The sequence below is a fragment of the Microvirga pudoricolor genome (assembly GCF_016892705.1).
Lineage (GTDB): Bacteria > Pseudomonadota > Alphaproteobacteria > Rhizobiales > Beijerinckiaceae > Microvirga > Microvirga pudoricolor.
Genome location: NZ_JAFEMB010000001.1, coordinates 679,028 through 697,753 on the forward strand (window position 1 = coordinate 679,028; position 18,726 = coordinate 697,753).

Annotated in this window: 18 protein-coding genes; 8 read left to right on the plus strand and 10 right to left on the minus strand. The window is 59.6% G+C overall.

All coding sequences use genetic code 11. The features are described from left to right. Nucleotides 1-34: 34 nt before the first annotated feature. The 5 genes from ILT42_RS03210 to ILT42_RS03225 all read left to right on the plus strand — a co-directional run bounded on the left by ILT42_RS03210 (nucleotide 35) and on the right by ILT42_RS03225 (nucleotide 4,987). The gene (locus ILT42_RS03210; protein ID WP_204213870.1) at nucleotides 35-280 is read left to right on the plus strand and encodes a DUF2188 domain-containing protein; all 246 of its coding nucleotides are present in this window, start codon (nucleotides 35-37) and stop codon (nucleotides 278-280) included. A 433-nt stretch (nucleotides 281-713) separates the two neighbouring features. Next, on the plus strand, nucleotides 714-842 hold the full coding sequence (locus tag ILT42_RS23035; protein ID WP_267874381.1) for a hypothetical protein: 129 nt from the start codon (nucleotides 714-716) through the stop codon (nucleotides 840-842). 491 nt (nucleotides 843-1,333) lie between these two features. Beyond that, nucleotides 1,334-2,824: an SGNH/GDSL hydrolase family protein gene (locus ILT42_RS03215; RefSeq protein WP_204213871.1), complete on the plus strand. Its 1,491-nt coding sequence runs from the start codon at nucleotides 1,334-1,336 to the stop codon at nucleotides 2,822-2,824. An 80-nt stretch (nucleotides 2,825-2,904) separates the two neighbouring features. Further along, nucleotides 2,905-3,834, plus strand: a complete 930-nt coding sequence (locus tag ILT42_RS03220; RefSeq protein WP_204213872.1) for a DMT family transporter — start codon at nucleotides 2,905-2,907, stop codon at nucleotides 3,832-3,834. 157 nt (nucleotides 3,835-3,991) lie between these two features. Then, on the plus strand, nucleotides 3,992-4,987 hold the full coding sequence (locus tag ILT42_RS03225; protein ID WP_229428442.1) for an aldo/keto reductase: 996 nt from the start codon (nucleotides 3,992-3,994) through the stop codon (nucleotides 4,985-4,987). A 34-nt stretch (nucleotides 4,988-5,021) separates the two neighbouring features. On the opposite strand, the gene ILT42_RS03230 is transcribed toward ILT42_RS03225, so the two are convergent. The 9 genes from ILT42_RS03230 to ILT42_RS03270 all read right to left on the minus strand — a co-directional run bounded on the left by ILT42_RS03230 (nucleotide 5,022) and on the right by ILT42_RS03270 (nucleotide 13,838). Next, the gene (locus ILT42_RS03230) at nucleotides 5,022-5,834 is read right to left on the minus strand and encodes an inositol monophosphatase family protein (RefSeq protein WP_204213874.1); all 813 of its coding nucleotides are present in this window, start codon (nucleotides 5,832-5,834) and stop codon (nucleotides 5,022-5,024) included. 3 nt (nucleotides 5,835-5,837) lie between these two features. After that, the gene (locus ILT42_RS03235) at nucleotides 5,838-6,617 is read right to left on the minus strand and encodes a phosphodiesterase (protein ID WP_204213875.1); all 780 of its coding nucleotides are present in this window, start codon (nucleotides 6,615-6,617) and stop codon (nucleotides 5,838-5,840) included. 22 nt (nucleotides 6,618-6,639) lie between these two features. Next, nucleotides 6,640-7,464 carry a carbohydrate ABC transporter permease gene (locus ILT42_RS03240; protein ID WP_204213876.1) on the minus strand — a complete coding sequence of 275 codons (825 nt, stop codon included), beginning with the start codon at nucleotides 7,462-7,464 and terminating at the stop codon, nucleotides 6,640-6,642. Next, nucleotides 7,461-8,336, minus strand: coding sequence for a carbohydrate ABC transporter permease (locus ILT42_RS03245; protein WP_204213877.1), 876 nt, complete (start codon nucleotides 8,334-8,336; stop codon nucleotides 7,461-7,463). The genes ILT42_RS03240 and ILT42_RS03245 overlap by 4 nt, the downstream gene beginning before the upstream one ends. Before the next feature lie 42 nt (nucleotides 8,337-8,378). Further along, nucleotides 8,379-9,683, minus strand: a complete 1,305-nt coding sequence (locus tag ILT42_RS03250; protein ID WP_204213878.1) for an ABC transporter substrate-binding protein — start codon at nucleotides 9,681-9,683, stop codon at nucleotides 8,379-8,381. Between the two features lie 26 nt (nucleotides 9,684-9,709). Beyond that, nucleotides 9,710-10,774: an ABC transporter ATP-binding protein gene (locus ILT42_RS03255; RefSeq protein ID WP_204213879.1), complete on the minus strand. Its 1,065-nt coding sequence runs from the start codon at nucleotides 10,772-10,774 to the stop codon at nucleotides 9,710-9,712. Between the two features lie 27 nt (nucleotides 10,775-10,801). Next, the gene (locus tag ILT42_RS03260; protein WP_204213880.1) at nucleotides 10,802-11,617 is read right to left on the minus strand and encodes a DeoR/GlpR family DNA-binding transcription regulator; all 816 of its coding nucleotides are present in this window, start codon (nucleotides 11,615-11,617) and stop codon (nucleotides 10,802-10,804) included. Nucleotides 11,618-12,307: 690 nt separating this feature from the next. After that, a complete protein-coding gene (locus ILT42_RS23175; RefSeq protein WP_324617694.1) occupies nucleotides 12,308-12,817 on the minus strand; it encodes an HU family DNA-binding protein in 510 nt (169 codons plus the stop codon). Between the two features lie 136 nt (nucleotides 12,818-12,953). Then, entirely contained in the window at nucleotides 12,954-13,838 is an 885-nt protein-coding gene (locus ILT42_RS03270; protein ID WP_204213881.1) for a LysR substrate-binding domain-containing protein, read from the minus strand. 138 nt (nucleotides 13,839-13,976) lie between these two features. On the opposite strand from ILT42_RS03270, the gene ILT42_RS03275 reads away from it, so the two are divergent. The 3 genes from ILT42_RS03275 to ILT42_RS03285 all read left to right on the plus strand — a co-directional run bounded on the left by ILT42_RS03275 (nucleotide 13,977) and on the right by ILT42_RS03285 (nucleotide 17,981). Then, nucleotides 13,977-14,822 (plus strand): transporter substrate-binding domain-containing protein, encoded by an 846-nt coding sequence (locus ILT42_RS03275; RefSeq protein WP_204213882.1) that lies wholly within the window; start codon nucleotides 13,977-13,979, stop codon nucleotides 14,820-14,822. A 135-nt stretch (nucleotides 14,823-14,957) separates the two neighbouring features. Further along, the gene (locus ILT42_RS03280) at nucleotides 14,958-16,499 is read left to right on the plus strand and encodes a M81 family metallopeptidase (RefSeq protein WP_204213883.1); all 1,542 of its coding nucleotides are present in this window, start codon (nucleotides 14,958-14,960) and stop codon (nucleotides 16,497-16,499) included. Nucleotides 16,500-16,715: 216 nt separating this feature from the next. Next, nucleotides 16,716-17,981 carry an NAD(P)/FAD-dependent oxidoreductase gene (locus ILT42_RS03285; RefSeq protein WP_229428445.1) on the plus strand — a complete coding sequence of 422 codons (1,266 nt, stop codon included), beginning with the start codon at nucleotides 16,716-16,718 and terminating at the stop codon, nucleotides 17,979-17,981. A 230-nt stretch (nucleotides 17,982-18,211) separates the two neighbouring features. Here the strand turns inward: ILT42_RS03285 and ILT42_RS03290 are convergent, their stop codons facing one another. Further along, nucleotides 18,212-18,697, minus strand: a complete 486-nt coding sequence (locus ILT42_RS03290; RefSeq protein ID WP_204213885.1) for a MarR family winged helix-turn-helix transcriptional regulator — start codon at nucleotides 18,695-18,697, stop codon at nucleotides 18,212-18,214. Between the last annotated feature and the right edge of the window lie 29 nt (nucleotides 18,698-18,726).

Here is an 18,726-nt window from a genome sequence, read left to right on the forward strand (position 1 = left end):
ATCCATCGAAGCGAAACCATTCAGGAGATCCGCCATGGCTGAGGTGCAGTATCGAATCGTCGAGCATGATGGAGGCTGGGCCTATAAGCTCGGCGACGTCTTCTCCGAGCCGTTTCCCAGCCACGACGAAGCGCTCGAAGCCGCCAAGCGCGCGGCGGCCGAGCAGGAGGTGCCGGGCGAGACAGAAGGCATAGAGTATCAGGATGCCAGGGGCCAATGGCACAGCGAGGTCGCCAGCGGCTCGGATCGCCCCGAGACCGAGGTCGATGACAAGGCTTGAAAATCTCACCATCGGCCGGAACCGCCGCGAGCCCGCGCCGTTGTAGGCAGGAAGGTCTAACTGCCCCCATGACCTTTCAACTGGAAAGCCCCTCCCACGACCACGTGAGGGGCTTTTTCTTTTGTCGTGCCGGTCGACAGACCAGATAATCGCACAAGCTTCCTGCGCCATGCTATTACGTTTTGTCGCAGCCGGGAACGCGGCGGGTCCGTCGCTGATTGTTCATGTGGGGGCCACGACATCCCTGGCCTCCGCTCCCGGTTGGCCCCTCACATTCGCATGGGGATGTGAGGGGCCTTCCCGATAGGACACCCACCCTTGCCGTCAAGCGCTTGAGCGTTGCGCTCCGCGCGGGATGACCCACGGGGGTCTTGCTTCTCACGACGGGGACTTGGGACTAAGCATCTGGTGCGGACCAGCGGAGGGAGCCCGCATGCCCGACTTCCAGCTCGAAGCCAGAAGCGATCTTTCCCAAGGGCGCGCTGCCGAAGTGTTCCGGTGGATCGGCCTGCTGGCGGCCTTGGGCATGCTCGCCCTTGCGGCCTACAATACGTACTTATAGAGCAAAGTACAATTATAGGTTTCGCCACAAAATAGACAGCATTGCTTCGAAACTTCCCTTAAGTTAAAAATGTCATCCAACGATAGACGATAACACATTAGGGGGCAGCATCGCTGCATTTACTATGGACAAAGACAGCGGATTCTCACCCTCAACACCAAGCAAACTATTCGAATATATTCCAATCACAATCGTTATTGTGGGGCTTCTATACATCGTATATCAGGCTCATCTTTGAGCGAAATGCAAGATATACTGATCTCAGTAAAGGCTAAGCTTGTCCGAAGAACCTGGGTTTGACCCTCATGGGGACGGACGAATTGCATAGTCTTTAAGCTGAGCCCATATGGTTCCAAAAAATATCTTTTCGACTGCTCGCCCTCCTCAGCTTCCGCGCCGTTGACTTCCCTTACGTAAAGACAAGGTAGGCCATAGGTTTGTGCAGCAAGCCCTGCCATGTGGGCAGGTTGCTGCCTTGAGCGGAGTGTCTCATGGCAATCGATTTCCAACGTCTCGCCTTCTTTGGGGACAGCCTGACGGATGACGGCAACCTTCCCGAGCCCGTCCGCCCCGACCCGCCCTATTTTGACGGACGCTTTTCCAACGGGCCGACCTATGCCGAAGTCCTGTCCCGGAAGTTGGGCATCGTGGCTGACAACGTCGCGCTCGGCGGCGCGGAGGCTTCGACGGAATCGGGAGACAACCCGGCTCAGAAGCTCATCAACCTGTCGGCTCAGGTGGACGCCTATCTGCCGGGCGGCAACCCGTTCTTCGGCGGCGGCGGCAGCGTCGCGCTTGGCACGGCGGCGTCCATCCTCATCGGCAGCAACGACTTCCTGAACGAGCGTCCGGCCACACCCGCGCAAGGTGCCGATCTGGTCAACCGGATCGTCGGCAGCATCAGCGAGGCCGTGTCGGATCTCGCACGGGCGGGCGTCGGCCATGTCATCCTCTTCACGCTTCCCAACATCACCGACGCTCCCGCCAGCCGCTCCCTGACCCCCGCCCAGCGCGAGGCCTCGGACGATCTCATCGCGGCCACGAACCAGGGTATTGCCTCGGTCGTGACCCAAGCCTCTTCGCTTATCGGCGCGACTCTCGTTGACCTCAACCGGCTCGAGGCCGAGATCCGTGTCGACCGGGAAACGTTCGGCCTGAAGGTTCTTGAGACCCCGCTCTATACGAAGGTGGGAGACAATCTGGTCTCGACCGGCGTGACGTCGCAGGCGAGCGCCAGCCAAGTCGCCTTCTTCGATCCGCTACACCCGACCGAAACGGTCCACAAGATCATCGCGGCGTTTGCCGAGGCGACGCTGAAGGCCGACCAGGTCGTACTGCGCGGCAATGCGGGCGACGCCGTGAATGGTTCCAACGGTGTGGATCTCGTTCTATCGGGCCGTGGCGCCGACCTTGTCTCCGGGCTGGGGGGCGATGATGCGCTGTTTGGAGGAGCCGGCAACGACACGGTCGGAGGCGGATCCGGCAATGACCTGCTGTCCGGCGGCGGCGGCGACGATTTTATCCGCGGCAAGTCAGGCTCGGACTTCATCGCCGGCAACAACGGCGCGGATACGATCATCGGCGAGGCTGGCAGCGATCTCATCATCGGCGGGGCCGGCGGCGATACCATCCTGGGTGGAGCGGGCCACGACACCTTCCTGTTCACCAATGACGGTCTCGGCAACGGCTTCGACATGATCAACGGCAATTCCGGCATCGACACCCTGCAGCTCACGGTGTCAAAACGGCAGTTCGACTCGGCCAATTTCAAGGCGGAGCTTCGCGGCTTCGGCGACGTGATCGATAACGCGCCCGGCAGCACCTACGTCTTCTCGTCCCTCGACCTCAGCGTCACGCGGGTGGAGCGGATCGAGGTGAAGGTCGGCGGCAGGATCGTCTACACCGACGGGGCGCCTGCTCCAGCTCCTAACCCGGCGCTGGAGGCTCTGAAGCAGAACGCCGACTTGTGGAACCTTATCTAGCTGGCGGCCGGTTTTGCTGCCAAGATGCGCGGATGAGAGGCTTCTTCAGAGCATCCGATGATTCCAGGTGAGCCCCACGCATGAGCCGCCTCGCGGCCTTTGCCCTCATGGCGCTCATTTGGGGCCTGACATGGCTTCCGATGAAACTCGCATCGGAAGCCGTTCCGCCAATCTTTCTCGCGGCCGTGCGTTTCACCTTGGCGAGTGGCTGCTTTCTGGCGCTGGCGCTGGCACGGGGCATCTCGCTACGCACCCGGGATTGGGGCCGGGTGAGCGCCGCAGCCCTATTGATTACGACGGGTTGCTACAGTTTCCTGTTCTGGGGAGTCGCGCGAGCCCCGACCGGCATATCCGCCACTGTCAATCTGGCTCTCCTGCCCATCTTTCTCGTCATCATCGGGGCTGCCTACGGCCAAGAACGGATCACGAGGCGGCGCATCGGCTCGATCGCACTCGGCGTCATGGGTTTGGTGCTTCTCTTCATGAACCGGGCCGGGGCCGCCCAGGACGGCTGGACGGCGGCCATAGGTTTGGGCGCGGTCGCGGTCGGCACCGTGTCCTATGCTTGGGGTTCGGTCATCAGCCGTCCCCTCACGCAATCGCTCCATCCCGTCGCCCTGGCATTTTGGGAAAGCCTGATCGGTGCAGTCGGCCTCATCCCGATTTCCCTTCTGGTGGAAGGCTACGAGCCTGCCCGCTTCGCCGCGCTTGCCGACGGTCGCGCGCTTCTGGGTCTCGGTGTGCTGGTCATCGGCGGGTCGCTGGTGGCTTTTTCGATTTTCCTCTGGCTCGTCAGGGATTGGGGACCCTTCCGGGCCGGCCTCTACTCCTTCATCAGCCCGATCATCGCCGTCTCTGTCGGCATCCTTTACGCAAACGAGCCCTTCGGCTGGAGTGAGGTGCTGGGCATGACCATCATGCTGGCCGCCACGACCCTGTCCCTCGCCGAACCCACGAATGCGGCATCCACGCCAAGCGAACCTGGAACGAAAAAGGCCTCGCTGGCGTAAAGTGGAATCCGACAAGGGAGTTCATGGCGGCAAGAGAGTTCATGGCGGAAAACGGATGGGTTTTGCATTACCCGCCCTCTTTTGGGACCGTCCTCAACATCCGATATGGCCTCGAATCGTCGTCTTTCCTACGATGGGCCGACACAAGGAAACACCGATGAAGTCTCGCAAACTCGGGCCTGACCTCCACGTTTCAGCAGTCGGGCTCGGCTGCATGGGCATGAGTCACGCCTATGGTGGCCAGGATGAGAAGGAATCCATCCGAACGCTTCACCGGGCTGTCGAACTCGGTGTCACCCTCTTCGATACCGCAGAAGTCTACGGCCCGTTCGAGAATGAGGAACTGGTCGGCAAGGCCTTGAAACCCTACCGCGACAAGGTGGTGATCGCCACCAAGTTCGGATTCAGGATCGACGAAAGCCGGAAGGGCGCGAGTGCCATGTCCGGCCTCGATAGCCGGCCCGAGCACGTTCGCGAAGTGGCGGAGGCATCGCTGAAGCGGCTCGGCGTGGAGGTGATCGACCTGCTCTACCAGCATCGGATCGATCCGCAGGTGCCGATCGAGGAGACGGTCGGCGCCATGGCGGACCTTGTGAAGGAAGGAAAAGTGCGTGCGCTCGGTTTGTCCGAAGCAGGCGCCGATCCGATCCGCCGGGCCCACGCCGTTCATCCGATTACCGCTCTTCAGAGTGAATATTCTCTCTGGACCCGCGACCCGGAGGGCGACATCTTCAACACCTGCCGCGAACTTGGCATCGGGTTCGTGCCCTTCAGTCCGCTCGGCCGCGGGTTCCTGACCGGCAAGATCCAAAAGTCAGATGATTTCGGACCCGAGGATTTCCGGCGCACGCTTCCGCGCTTCACCCCCGAGAACATGGCAGCCAATGCGTCCCTGGTGAAAGTGCTGGAGGAGATGGCGAGGGGCAAGGGGCTTACGGCTGCGCAGCTCGCGCTTGCCTGGGTCCTGAGTCAGGGGGATTTCATCGTCCCCATCCCCGGAGCCCGGAAGATCGCGCATCTCGAGCAGAACGTCGCTGCTGCGGATCTCGTACTTTCGAGGGAAGAGATTGAGACGCTCGGTGAGTTGCTGGCACCCGAGAAATTCGCCGGCAAGCGCTATGGCGATGCGGCGATGTCCTTGACGAGCCGATGAGCCCGGACGCCGTCGCGCCCCACGTCCCGGAGCCCTATCGCTCCGGATGAGGAAATGTCGTGCCCATTGGGACGATCGGCTCGACGGCATGGAGAAATCCAGGTCCCCCGCAAGCGAATTTGAGCTTTGAGGACATCGAGGCCTTCGACCAGTCGATTGTGCTCACGCCTCCGAGCGGAGCGAGGATCGCAAGCGCCGCCATGACGTCCCATGGCGATTCTCCGATTCCGACGTACCCGTCGACCTGTCCCGAGACGATTTCCATCAACGAAATCGTGGCAGCGCCGCAGCAACGGAACGTCATGCCAGCGTCGCTGATCAGGAAGCGAAGCACTTCGAGGCGATCATCGACCGGCACGATGGGATGAAAGCCGACCCCGGACGATGCACGAGCGGCATTCAATGGCCGGAGCGGTTCCAACCTCTCTCCATTCAATGTCGGACGATAGTGAGGCCCTCCCAAGTATGTCTGCTGGCGAACAGGAGCGTGGATTACACCGAATTCCGGCGCTCCATCGTGGAAAAGCCCAATGGACACCGCCCACTGATCCCCCCCACGCACGAAATTGAATGTTCCGTCGATCGGATCGAACACCCAGACGCGCCCGTTCTTGGAGGAGACGCTGCTTCCCTCCTCGCCAACGATGCCATCTTCGGGGAAGAGTCGTCTCAACTCGCCCACGATGAACCGTTCGACCTCTTGGTCCGCTGCCGTGACCAGATCGAGATGGCCTTTCGACTCCACCGGGACGTTGCCGAGGTCGTGAAAATGTCTGAGCGCGATCTCTCCCGCCCGTCGGGCAACGTTCTCGATCGCATTCGAGATTTCAGAGGAAGAATGGCTCATGGGTCAGATCCGGACATATCGAGTGTGGACAGAAAATTCGCCGCCTTCGCCAAGGTGATGAATGAAGTAGGCGTAAGGCTCCTCAAGAGGACCAGGCTCAGGAGCAGCGGGATCGAGTTCAAGCTCGATTTGGAATGCCGGGCTCCCGGCGATGGCGACAAAGGCGTTGTTCCAGACGCCATGAACAGGTCGATGGACATGGCCACATAGAATGCGCACAGGTCCTGCCTGCGCCGCGACGAAGCGGCCGAATTCATCTGCCCCTTCGACCAAGCCCATATGGTCCAACTCCGTGATCCCCGTGGGAAATGGCGGGTGGTGCATGATGATCGTCAGCGGGCTGCGATCATGCCTGGCGAGACGCTCTTCGATCCACTCCAGGCGCCTCCGGCATAAACGACCCTCGACCGCGCCCTCGACGAAGGTGTCCAGGGCCAGAATCCTGAGACCGCCGACTTCGGCCTCGTAATGTAGGAATTCAGCGTCGTCGAAAGGAATCGAACCCGCAAAGGCGGCCCTCAGCGTGGGGCGTTTGTCATGGTTACCCGGCACGACGAAGACCGGCATCGATAGAGGACTCAGGATGTCGCGCAGTAGCGCGTAGTCTTCCGTCGATCCGCCGTCGGTCAGATCACCCGTGAGCATGACAGCATCGATCCGGGGTCGAAAAGCCGCGATGTCCGCGACAACTTTTCTCGCCGCACCGGCGGCATCTGGGCGCACCAGTGACGTTTCGGGCGCCCGAGAGAAGACATGAAAATCGGAGATGTGTGCGATGAGCATGAATGATCCCAGAAGAGTCAGGCTAACGGATGCCGGCTCGCATGAAGCTTTGAACGAACTGTCTCTGAAACAGCAGAAACGCGATGAGGAGAGGAGCAACCGACAGCAGCGTGGCAGCGGTGACAAGGCTCCAGTCGACACCTTGTTCCACAGTGGCGAACACTTGCAAGCCGACTGTAATCGGGCGTGTGTCGACTGAATTGGTCACGACCAAAGGCCACAGAAAGTTGTTCCAGTGATAGCTCACCGTGACGAGGCCATAGGCGATGTATGTCGGTTTGGCGACCGGCATGAATATCCGCATCAAAATCTGGAAAGGGTTCGCTCCTTCCAAGCGGGCCGCCTCCTCGAACTCCTTTGGAATGCTCTTGAAGGTCTGACGGAGCAGGAAGATTCCGAAGGCCGACGCGAGATACGGCATGCCCATACCGAGAATGGTATCGAGGAGTCCCAGTTGTCCGAGAGTTTTATAGTTCTCGACCAGCAAGACCTCTGGCATGATCATGAGCTGCAGTAGGACGATCATGAAGAGGACATTCGATCCCCGAAATGGGAACGCCGTGAAGGCATAAGCTGCCAACGTGCATATGACGAGCTGGCAGACCAGGATCAGGGTGACCAGGAGGAACGTATTGAGGAAGTAAGTGGCAAATGGGGCGGCGTGCCAGACACGCTCGAAATTTTCCAAAGTCCACGGCGCTCCAAGGTCGAATCGCGCGGCATATGCGGCTGGATGAAACGCGGTCCAAAGCGCATAGATCAAAGGTGAAACCCAAAGTATGGCCAGAACCCATGCTGAGATGTTGGTCAGCACCGCGAACCCACTGCCATGCCTGATCGTACTCATCTGTAATGGATCCTCTTGTCGGCATACCCGAATTGGTACAGCGCGATGAGCATCAGGACGGCGAGCAGTACAACCGTCAGGGCCGCCGCATATCCAGTGTCCCAGAAACTGAAGCCCACCTGGTAGATGTAGAACAAAAGAAGCGTTGTGGCGTTGTCGGGCCCACCCTTCGTCATGGCAACCACATGATCGACGAGGCGGAATGCTCCGATGACGGCGTTGATGGAAACGAACAGGGTTGTGGGCATCAGAAGCGGGAAGACGACTCTCCGGAAGCGTTGCCACGGGCTTGCCCCTTCGAGGTCCGCAGCCTCGAGAAGCGATGGAGAGATCTGCTGGAGCGCGGCCAGATAAAAGATCATGAAGAAGCCGGCCTCTTTCCAGATCGTGATGACGATCAGGGCGGGAAGCGCCGTCTCGGGATTGCCGAGCCAGTTGTTGCCCGACAGTCCGAAGGGTCGAAGAAGTTGGTCGATCAGGCCATAATCCGGCGCGTAGAAGAAGAGCCAGATATTGGCAATCGCCACCATCGGTAAAACCGTTGGCGTGAAATATGCCATGCGAACGAGCGCTTGGCCTCTGATCTTGGCGTTGATGAGCAGGGCCATCGCCAAGGCAAGTCCCATGGAGAGCGGGACCGTCGTCAGGGCATAGACGAGGTTGTTAGAGACGGCCCTCCAGAAGACGGGGTCGGCAATCATGGTCTCATAATGGTCAAGACCGATGAAGACCGCCGGCCTCCGTCCCCGGGGGGTTGAGAACAAGCTGTGGTAGATCGTCGTCAGAATGGGTTGGAACGTGAAGGTCCATAGGAGGATTGCCGCCGGCAAAAGCAGCAGCCCCCCATAGATCGCGTTGCGCGATGCTTTCATCGCCAGTTTCCTTCTCTGCCCATCCCGAGGGAGCTATGACGACTACTTCTGACGATAAGGCCGAAGGATACGGTCGATATCCGCCTGGGCATCCGCGAGAGCCTTCTCGGACGTCTTGGTTCCCGTCAGGGCAGCCGCGAGGGCATCGTTGAGGATCTTCGTGGTTCGTGCATTCTCGTAGGTCGAGAATTCAGGCACGGAGACCGGAATCTGCTTGCGGGCGACATCCGCCGCAGGAAGGTCCGTCACGTAGGCCTTCATCGCTGCCGTCGCCCAGGATCCGTCACGCGGTGCGACGTATCCGGTCTGAATGGCCCAGTCGGCCTGCACATCGTCCGAGGTGATATACTTGATGAACTTGAACGCGGCATCCTTCTCGGCCTGACTGGCCTTCGAGAAGATGTACAGATTGCCGCCCCCCAGAACGGAAGCAGGAGCGACCTTCCCGGGATATGGTGCGACACCGAAGTCGAACTTCGCGTTCTTGCGGATGTTGGAGAGGTTCCCGGTCGTCGTCCAGATCATTGCGATCCGTCCTTCCAGGAAATCCGACGGCGTGGTGCCCCATTCCTGGATTCCGGGCGGATGGATTCCGTACTTCTTGCTGAGATCCACCCAGAACTGAAGAGCCTCGACGACCTTGGGGTCGGTCAGATAAGTTTCGGTGCCGTCTTCCTTGAAGAGCTTTCCTCCGTTCTGGGCGACGAGAGCACCGAACAGCCATTGGGAGGAGCCGACGTTGCCGGGGATGCCCACTCCCCAACGGGTTGCCTGACCCGATGCATCCTTCTTCGTGACGGCCTGACCGTAGCGCACCATCTCGTCCCAGGTCGTTGGATACTTCTCCGGATCGAGGCCCGCTTCGGCGAACGCTTTCTTGTTCCAGTAAAGCACGGCCGTCGAACGCTGGAAGGGCGCCGACCAGAGCTTTCCTTCGACCTGCGCGCTTTTCAAAAAGGCCGGCATGAAGCCCGCAACCCAGGCTTTGTCCGCGTCCGTCTTGATGTAGCCATCCAGTGGCTCGACGACTTCCTCATCGATGAGGGTGTAGATGTCAGTGGCGAGCAGGACGGCCACGGTTGGCGGCGTGCCGCTCTTGGCGGCGGTGAGCGCCTTGGTGGTCGTGTCGAGATAGTTGCCGGAATAGACCGGTTCGACGTCGATATCGGGGTTGGCGGCCTCGAACTTCGCCACGTACCCATCGATGACCTGCGTTAGTGGGCCTCCGACCTGGACCGGGTAGAAGAACGTCACTTTGGTCTTGGCCATAGCCATGCCGGTCGAAAACGCCAAGAGCGAGATGGCCGCCGCCAGTCCCGTTCCAATTGCCCGTCTTGTGTAGCGCATCCTCTCCTCCTGCTTTCGTTATCGTCTCAGGCCTGTTGCAGTCTGAGTTCCTTTCGGGGCGGGTCGCATCGCAATCCGCTCTCTGCGTCGAAGTAATGGGCGGATGTAGCAGCCCAGCGTAAGTGGACAGCGGCGCCGGCCTCCAACTTCGGCCGACCTGGCGTTCTTACGAGCAGCTTCTGGTCTCCCGCCTGACAAAGGGTCACCGAGTCCGCTCCGAAGTATTCGGAACTCTCAACCACAGCCCGCAATCCGCTGTCCGAGAACTGGATATCTTCGGGTCGGATACCCATCAGCACCGGCGACGAAGAGGAGATCGGCGCATTTTGACCAACCTCCGCCGCCTGAAAGCTTGATGTGAGTTCCACGACATTCATGGGAGGAGTGCCGATAAACCGAGCGACGAAGGTCGAGGCGGGTCGCTCATAGAGTTCATGCGGCTCGCCGCTTTGCTCAACCTTTCCATTGCGCATCAGAATGATCCGGTCGGCCATACTCATGGCCTCAGTCTGATCATGGGTCACAAAAAGCATGGTCAGACCTAAGCGGCGCTGGAGCGACCGGATTTCGGTACGCATCTCGGAGCGAAGCTGGGCGTCCAAGTTCGAGAGCGGTTCGTCGAGCAGGCAGACCGGCGTTTCGGCAATGAGGGCTCGCCCGAGTGCCACACGCTGTTGTTGCCCTCCCGAAAGCTGGCTGGGCTTTCGGTCGAGGAGGTGGGACAGGCTCAGGAGTTTGGCGATAGCCGCCAAGCGCTTGTTCTGATCGGCTTTGGCAACACCCCGGATGGAGAGACCGAAAACAATGTTCTCCGCAACACTCATATGGGGGAATAGAGCATAGGACTGGAAGACCATCGAAAGGTTGCGCTTGGACGCAGGAGACTCCGTCACATCCTTGCCGGCGATCATGATCCGGCCGCTGTTGGCGCTCTCCAAGCCTGCGATCAGCCTCAGCGTCGTTGATTTTCCACAACCGGATGGGCCCAACAGAGCCACGAACTCCGCCTCGCCGGTTTTGAAACTGACCTGGTCGACGGCCCGTGTGCCGCTCCATTCCTTGACAAGCCTGTCAACTTCGATCCCGGGCAACGGTTTTCTCCCAGCGCTGACGTAACGTCAGGCGAATACGAACTTTTTTCTGATTTTCTCGGGGAGAGGCCGCAAGTTCTCCTGCGTTTCCTCGTTCGTCACGATGTAGTCGACCCGATCGAGCGGGGCGATCGCCGACAGGGCAGACCGTCCGAATTTCGAATGGTCGGCCACCACGATGACTGTCTGAGCGATTTCGATCATAGCTTGTTGGACGCAACCGATCTCCGGGCTCAAGGTGCAGATCAACCCCCGGTTGAGATCGATCGCCGACACGCTGAGAATGGCTTTGTCGACGCTGAACCGGCGAACCATGTCGGCGGCCATCGTGCCGCTGAAGGAGCGGTTGATGTCGATGTACTGGCCACCGATCACATGAACGTTCTTCGCACCGCCAGACACCAGCGTGGAGATCGTGTCGCTGCCGTTGGTCACGAATGTCAGCGACGCGTTGGCAGCCAGCCTCCGCGCGACTTGGAGCGATGTGGTTCCGCTGTCGATCATGACGGCATCGCCTTCCACGACCATGGAAGCGGCCGCCGTGCCGATCCGCTGTTTCTCCGGTGCGTGGGTAATTTCACGCACCGGCGTTATATTATCGCGCGTAACCTGATTGATTACGACCGCTCCGCCATGGGTCCGCTTGAGCAAGCCTCTGCTCTCAAGCTCGGTCAGATCCCGCCGGATCGTCGCTATCGATACTCCCAGTTTCTCCCTAAGAACCTGAACATCAACGAACAATTCGGATCGGAGATGTTCGAGCATGCGAGCTTGACGCTCCGGTGCCGAGGCCTGGAGAGCTGTGCCGTCCAAATCTGAAAACTGGTCCGCCTCGCTCTTCACATGGGCCTCTTTGATCGAACATGATCATTTATGATCCTAAACGATCATGGGCGTCAATTGCGGTCATGGGTGCCTATACGAAAGTCTACAGGCAGGAACATTCTTCGACCGGCACTCACGTCATCTTGTTCGTCTCCAGGCACGTCGCGCTGATGCTGTGCGTTAGAGATGACGTCGGCCCACGGCCAAACCCTGTATGTGTATCGTCTCGAGCGGGGCTGAGCGAAAGCCACGTTGCTGGGCTCAAGGATCGGAGTGAGAGTTTTCCCGGGTCACTAGGCACTCCGGCGACGTCCGCTGCGGCACTGAATTCTCACCAGCGGGCTGAGTTCGAGGCACTTGGCGTTCATTGAAGTTTCGAAGCCGACTTTTGGGCCGCGACAGGCTTCGATGTGGCCGAAACACTAGGTCGTCACATGAGACGCAACCGCTCCGCGATATCCGTAGACCCTCCTTACGTCCATTCAACGATTGCCGGAGCCTGATGTATGGGCTCCGGCACAACGATGGGAATGGATATGTCTAAGGACGCTCGGTGCGGACGAAGGCTCGTTCGAGCCCCTTGCAGATTGGTTCGCGTTCGATTGAACCTGATGCGGGGACAAGCTCCAGGATCGCTGGCAAGGGCAAGCTATATGCCCTGGCGATGCCGCCTTGATCGCTTTCTCGACGTCGTGCCCTGTACCTTTGTCAGATGCTGTCCTTGAGTTCCTTGGCAGGGCGGAAAGCGATCTTCTTGGAGGCTTTGATCTTGATCGCCTCGCCGGTGGCCGGATTGCGGCCCATGCGGGCGGCCCGCTTCTTCACCTGCAGGATCCCCAGACCCGAGAGGCGGATCTTGTCGCCCTTCTTCAGACGCCGGGTGATGATCTCGACGACCTGCGCCATGAGCTCATTGGCTTGGCGCTTGGCCAACTCGTGCCCAAGGGCGATCTCTTCCGCGATATGGCGTAGCGTCAGCACAGCCCCAGCCGCTGTCGCCTTGGAGGCGCCGCGTGCGGGCTTTGCAGGCACCTTCGCAAGGGCTCCCTTGGCGGCCGCCTTGCCTGAAGCCGCCTTGCTTGAGGCCGCCTTGCCCTGGGCTGCCTTTGTCGCTTTGGCGGTCGAGGTCCGCATCGCCGTCTTGGCGGCGGCCTTTTTGGGGGCAGTCTTTTTGGGGGCAGTCTTGGCAGCGGCGGACTTCGTAGTGGCTCTGGCCATTGGGTTCCTCATCTCTCATACAGGCAGGCACGCTGCCGGACCATAGGATGCTCCAAAGCGTGGCCCGCGCCAAGGGTCAACCCCTCCTGTCCCAAGAACAGGCATCTCCCATGATTTCATGCAGTGTTCAACGAGTTCACGACGCTCCGCGACTGAAACTCTCAAGGATCCATCGCCGTACGGCCGTCACGGCCGGGCGCCTCTCATGATCACCGGCATCGATCAGGAAAAACGAGTCTGGGGCCCGGACGCTCTCGGCGAAAGGCCGTACAAGAATTCCGGCCTCCAAGTAACGTCGACAGGTTACGCTGTCTCCCATTGCAAGCCCAACACCTCCAACCGCCGCCTCAATCATAGCCAGGTGATTTCCGAGATAGTGGCGCCCTCCCATGAGAACACCGCCTTGCGGGACGGTTCCGAGCCAGAGGTCCCATTCATGGCCGTTTGCGGCACACAGGAGGGGTGCATCGGCAAGCTGCCCAAGGTCTCTGCTCGTTCGAAACGCCGCGCAGCAGACCGGAAACAGTTCGGTGTCGGCTAGCCTTTCGCTGCGCCGGCCGGGCCAGATCCCATCGCCATAGCGGATGCACAGGTCGACATCGGAGGCGATGACTTCCTTTGGGCTGTTCGAAGGGCGCAGGTGCAGCCGCAGATCGGGATACTGCTTCAGAAGACTGCCGACCGTTTTGACCAGCCATAGGCATGTCAGGGCGGGAGGCGCGCTTATCGTAACGTCGCCTCGAACGCTCGGCTGATCCAAGCTGATGACGGCTGCTGTGAGAAGGTCGAAACCAGAACTCAACGGACTCAGAAGTTGCTCTCCCGCTACCGTGAGCTTGAAGCGGTTTCCCGCCCGCTCCAGGAGATCCGTTCCAACGAACTCCTCCAGGGTACGAACCTGATGGCTCACGGCTCCGTGCGTCACCCCGAGCTCCTCCGCCGCCCGGGAGATCGAGCGTCGGCGAGCAGCTGCCTCAAAGGCGCGCAATGCGTTGAGAGGAGGGAGCCGGCGCGTCACCATGGTTAGATTTTCTCACAGTCAAGCCGGAGACATTCTCGTTTGCGTGAGCCTTTCTGTCTAGAGCAAGATCATGAGCACATGGCGGAGAGGCTCCTCAGCCCCCGTGGGATTGGGAAGCTCGCAACATGGAGTGGCTTGGTGAAGCATCGGCAAATATTCGGCATCGTGGCTTTAGGGCTTCTCGCGGCAACAGGTGGAGCCTTCGCACAGGCGAAAAGATGGGACGTCGTGAGGATCGCCACAGAGGGAGCCTACGCGCCGTGGAACTTCACCGGCGCTGGCGGCAAGCTCGAAGGCTTCGAGATTGACTTGGTTGCGGAGCTGTGCCCGCGGATGAAAGTGAAGTGCGAGATCGTCGCTCAGGACTGGGATGGTATCATCCCGGCGCTCAATGCGGGAAAATACGACGCTATCATGGCCGGGATGCAGATCACGGATAAGCGGCTGGAGACCATCGATTTCTCGCGACCCTATGCTCGCACTCCAGGCGCATTCCTTGTTCCAAAAGACTCCCCGCTGGCAAAAGTGCCAAACAACCAGATATTCGATATCGGTGTCCACGCAGCAGCGGCCCAGAAGGCAGCTGACGAGATCAAGCCTCTTCTCAAGGGAAAGGTTGTTGGCGTTCAGGGTTCGACGACGCTTGCCATTATGATGGAGCGCTTGTTCCCAGGTGTGGAGATCCGCGAATACAAAACCACAGAGCAACATGACCTCGACCTCGCCGCTGGGCGCGTCGATGCAATCGCCGCGGCCACGACGAGTCTCGACACGACTTTGAGCAAACCGGGTTTCGAGAATTTCGTCATTGCTGGACCCGGCTTCACCGGAGGCTTCATGGGTCGCGGCGTCGCAGCAGGCTTGCGCAAATCTGATCAAGATCTGAAAGCCATGCTCGACGACGCCATTGCCGCGGCTCTCGCTGATGGCACCATCTCGCGACTGTCCCAGAAGTGGTTCAAACGGGATCTTGCCGCACAATAACAGGCATCCATTGCCAATCCCCCGCTCCTTCACCTGAGCGGGGGATGCTGTCCCGATGGACGACGGCCTGGCACATGGGCGTCGTCACCTCACAAAAATCTGCTCACTCGCCTGCTCGAATTTTGGAGTCGGACCATGTCCTTTCGTGTTCTCTCGGCGCAGGTCATGCACGAGTCGAATTCATTCAGCGTCCGTCTGACATCCCTTGACCGCTTCGCCGACGTCATTCTACTCCACGGCAATGAAGCTCTGGAGGCGCTGGATGGGACCAATACCGAGGTCGCCGGCTTTCTCGATGTTGCACGTGAGAGGAACTGGGAACTTATCCATGTTATCAGCGCTCATGCTAATCCGGCGGGCTGCGTCACCGCAGAGGCTTTTGACCAGATCATGAATGTCGTCGAAGAAGCAGTCCGGAGAGAGCGGCAACGACTCGACGGAATTCTGCTCGCTTTCCACGGTGCCATGGTCACGACACGTTCTGGCGACGGCGAAGGCGACATGCTCGAACGCATTCGGGCTATTGCCGGCTCGGACATTCCCATCGCGGCAACTTTGGACCTGCACGCCAATGTCACAAGACGGATGTGTGAATTGGCCGACATTCTCGTATCTTACAAGACATATCCTCATATTGACATGCGCTTGGCGGGGCAACAGGCGGGCGAGTTGCTGCATCAAGCCATGGCCGGCGAGATCGAACCCCACACTCTCTTCGTGCGCCCCCCCATGCTTGAAGACGCCAATGGCGGCAGGACCGATATAGGCCCCCTTGTCGCCCTGATGGAGCGGGCACGTGCTTATGAGAAAGAACCCGATGTCCTGGCGGTGAGCGTCAACGGAGCCTTTCCGTATGCTGACATCGATGAGATCGGCCCGACCATCACAGTCACCTATTCGGGAGATCCGGAGCCCCACCGGGTGTATGCCGAAGAGTTGGCGAGGGCCATGTGGGAGATGCGTCGGGATCTCGTCAACCGTTTCCTGTCCCCCGGGCAGGCAGTGGCTTCCGCCCTCTCGGACGATGATCGACCAGTCATCATAGCGGATTATGCCGACAATCCCGGAGCGGGAGGATATGGCGATGGAACGAGCCTGCTGCGGGCCCTCATCGACGCGGATGCCGATGCCTGCTTCTGCCCGATCGTTGACCCAGAGGTTGCCTCACAGCTGCAGAGCAGGAAGGCCGGTGATACGGTATCGATCCGCCTTGGCGGCAAAGCGAATCCATCGCTTGGCGGAGAGCCTCTCGAACTCACCGGCATTATACTGAGCGTATACGATGGCGACTACGTCTGTGACGGCCCTATGTATGCAGGTGTCCACATGTCCTTCGGTCCGACGGCAGTGATCGAAGTTGGACGGGTTCAGGTCGTCATCGCCACGGAGCCACACCAGTGTCATGATCTGCAGCAGTTCCTCGCGTTCGGGATTGACCCTCGTGCCAAAAAGATTGTCGGTGTCAAATCCATGCAGCATTTCCGCGCCGCGTTTGAGCCGATTGCAGGTCGCGTTCTGGTATGCGACAGTGGAGCGCTAGCCTCTCCGGACCTTACCAAATTCACTTTCTCGCGCGTGCCGAGGCCAGTGTATCCGCTTGATCCGGATACCCCGTATAACCCCGAAATCTTCGTTCGTTCTCGCGGGACTGCAAGGCTTGCCGAAAGGAAGAGGTGACCTTGACCCGCCGCATTCTTGCTTCACATGATCCGCCAGCGTCGAGGTTCGATAGAGCGCGCCGCTTCTGTCGCGGTGGCTTGAGACTGAAAGTGTGCGGCGAATCCTGGGCTGTCCGACGAAAGAAACAGATCGTTCCGGTTCAGGTATCTTGCGATGAGGGACCTGAGGATGGACCATGAAAGCCATCGACCAGGCTCAAAGGTTCTGCAGTCGATGACACAGTCGCATCCTATCATCCGTGCCGATGCTATCGTCTTGGGGGCCGGCATCGTGGGCGTCTCCACGGCCCTGCACCTTCAGATGCGAGGGCGCGATGTCATTCTGATCGACCGGCGCGGTGTCGGTGAGGAAACGAGCTTCGGAAATGCCGGGCTGATCGAACGTTCGAGCGTTATCCCCTACGGATTTCCTCGCGACATCAAGACCGTTCTTCGCTACGCGATGAACCGCTCCGCAGATGTCCGCTCCGACTGGCGTTTCCTTCCGAATATCCTCCCTTGGCTGTGGCAATTCTGGCGTGAATCCGCGCCGGCGTTATTGGAAAGGGCAGCTGCCGACATGCTGCCTCTCATCGAGCGGTCCGTCTTGGAGCATGAGTTCCTCATGACTCAAGCCGGGCTCCTCGGGCAGTTGCGCCGAACAGGCTGGATAGAGGTATTCCGGGACCACAGATCGTTCAATCAGGCCGTGGAAGGTGCGGCAGCTCTCGAGCCATATGGGCTGAGCGTCGACATCCTTGACGGCGCGGCGCTCCGGCAGCGTGAGCCCCACCTATCGGATATTCTCATCGGCGGCGTACATTGGAGGGACTCGGCGACAGTTCCTGACCCAGGCGCGCTCGTGAAAGGATACGCCGGCCTGTTCGTGCACCGTGGCGGTCGTGTTCTGAACGGCGATGCCCACACTCTTCAACAGGATGGTACCCGCTGGAAGGTCCAGAGTCGGAAAGGCTTGGTTGTCGCTCCTGATGTCGTCGTTGCACTTGGACCATGGTCCGACACCGTTCTTCGCCCGCTCGGTTACCGCGTACCACTCGCAGTCAAGCGAGGTTACCATGTTCACCTTCGACCGACGGCGGGCGCTGTCCTCAACCATCCGATTGTCGACGTCGACGGCGGCTTTCTTCTGGCGCCAATGACAGTCGGGATCCGTTTGACCACAGGCGTCGAATTCGCGGCTCGCGACGCGGCACCATCGCCCCTGCAATTGGATGGGACCGAGCCGCTCGCACGTGAGATCTTTCCTCTGGAAGACCGAGTTGACCCGGAGCCTTGGATGGGCGCTCGCCCCTGCCTGCCTGACATGCGTCCGGTGATCGGCACTGCGTCGAAGCATACAGGTCTATGGTGTGCCTTTGGCCACAATCATCATGGTCTCACGCTAGGGCCGGTCACGGGACGTCTGATGGCCGAAATGATGTCGGGTGAGGAAACGTTCACTGACCCGCGGCCCTACTCTATTGACCGGTTCAGGTCTTGAGATCGAGACATGACATGAGACATCTCGCACACCGCATCTCAACCAACTCTTTCAGGTCTGAATGAGGGGTCCGACGACTAGGTGGTGGCTCTACCGCAGCAGGGTTTTGCTCCATGCGGCCGTCTTCGACGACGCAGCGCTCTGCGAGCATTCATCCCCGGCCTCCGGTCTCACATATATCTGTCGGAGATGGCATCATCCGTGAGATGGCTGCAAATCCGAGAAGGACGCTATCTCTCCTTGATATCCTTTTCGTGAGCCTTGGCGGCGAGTTGCTTGAGGACATCAACAAACACCTCGAAGCGCTCTTCACCCACTTCCATCGACCATTCTCCGTGTAGCCGTTGCAAACACGCATGGATTGCGTCCGCAATTTGGTATCCTTGGTCGGTCATGTAGACCAGACGCCGATCTGCATCGCCTTCGCTAACTGTTCTGCGTTCGACATACCCGAGCCCTTCCAGCTGCACGAGGAGGTAGTTGATCGCTTGACGCGACGTGTTCTTCTGCCGTGCTATCTCAGACGGCCTGACCCCATCCGGAAGCGGAAATGAGAATACCGCGAAGTGCGCGTCCTGGAACTCGGGGAAGCCTGCCTCGTGAATGGCTTTCAGCAACTGCTGTCGCACATGCTGCCACGTCATGCGCATGAGAGCGCCAAACGAGGGCGGCGGAAGCTTCCGCTTGCTCAACAGCGGTGGATTCTTTTTGTGCATTGACATATCCGTAAAGTCATTTTACATAA

Coding starts and splice junctions, on each gene's coding strand:
- ILT42_RS03210 (WP_204213870.1), top strand. CDS start 35: ATGGCTGAGGTGCAGTATCGAATCGTCGAGCATGATGGAGGCTGGGCC.
- ILT42_RS23035 (WP_267874381.1), top strand. CDS start 714: ATGCCCGACTTCCAGCTCGAAGCCAGAAGCGATCTTTCCCAAGGGCGC.
- ILT42_RS03215 (WP_204213871.1), top strand. CDS start 1,334: ATGGCAATCGATTTCCAACGTCTCGCCTTCTTTGGGGACAGCCTGACG.
- ILT42_RS03220 (WP_204213872.1), top strand. CDS start 2,905: ATGAGCCGCCTCGCGGCCTTTGCCCTCATGGCGCTCATTTGGGGCCTG.
- ILT42_RS03225 (WP_229428442.1), top strand. CDS start 3,992: ATGAAGTCTCGCAAACTCGGGCCTGACCTCCACGTTTCAGCAGTCGGG.
- ILT42_RS03230 (WP_204213874.1), bottom strand. CDS start 5,834: ATGAGCCATTCTTCCTCTGAAATCTCGAATGCGATCGAGAACGTTGCC.
- ILT42_RS03235 (WP_204213875.1), bottom strand. CDS start 6,617: ATGCTCATCGCACACATCTCCGATTTTCATGTCTTCTCTCGGGCGCCC.
- ILT42_RS03240 (WP_204213876.1), bottom strand. CDS start 7,464: ATGAGTACGATCAGGCATGGCAGTGGGTTCGCGGTGCTGACCAACATC.
- ILT42_RS03245 (WP_204213877.1), bottom strand. CDS start 8,336: ATGAAAGCATCGCGCAACGCGATCTATGGGGGGCTGCTGCTTTTGCCG.
- ILT42_RS03250 (WP_204213878.1), bottom strand. CDS start 9,683: ATGCGCTACACAAGACGGGCAATTGGAACGGGACTGGCGGCGGCCATC.
- ILT42_RS23175 (WP_324617694.1), bottom strand. CDS start 12,817: ATGGCCAGAGCCACTACGAAGTCCGCCGCTGCCAAGACTGCCCCCAAA.
- ILT42_RS03270 (WP_204213881.1), bottom strand. CDS start 13,838: ATGGTGACGCGCCGGCTCCCTCCTCTCAACGCATTGCGCGCCTTTGAG.
- ILT42_RS03280 (WP_204213883.1), top strand. CDS start 14,958: ATGTCCTTTCGTGTTCTCTCGGCGCAGGTCATGCACGAGTCGAATTCA.
- ILT42_RS03285 (WP_229428445.1), top strand. CDS start 16,716: ATGACACAGTCGCATCCTATCATCCGTGCCGATGCTATCGTCTTGGGG.
- ILT42_RS03290 (WP_204213885.1), bottom strand. CDS start 18,697: ATGCACAAAAAGAATCCACCGCTGTTGAGCAAGCGGAAGCTTCCGCCG.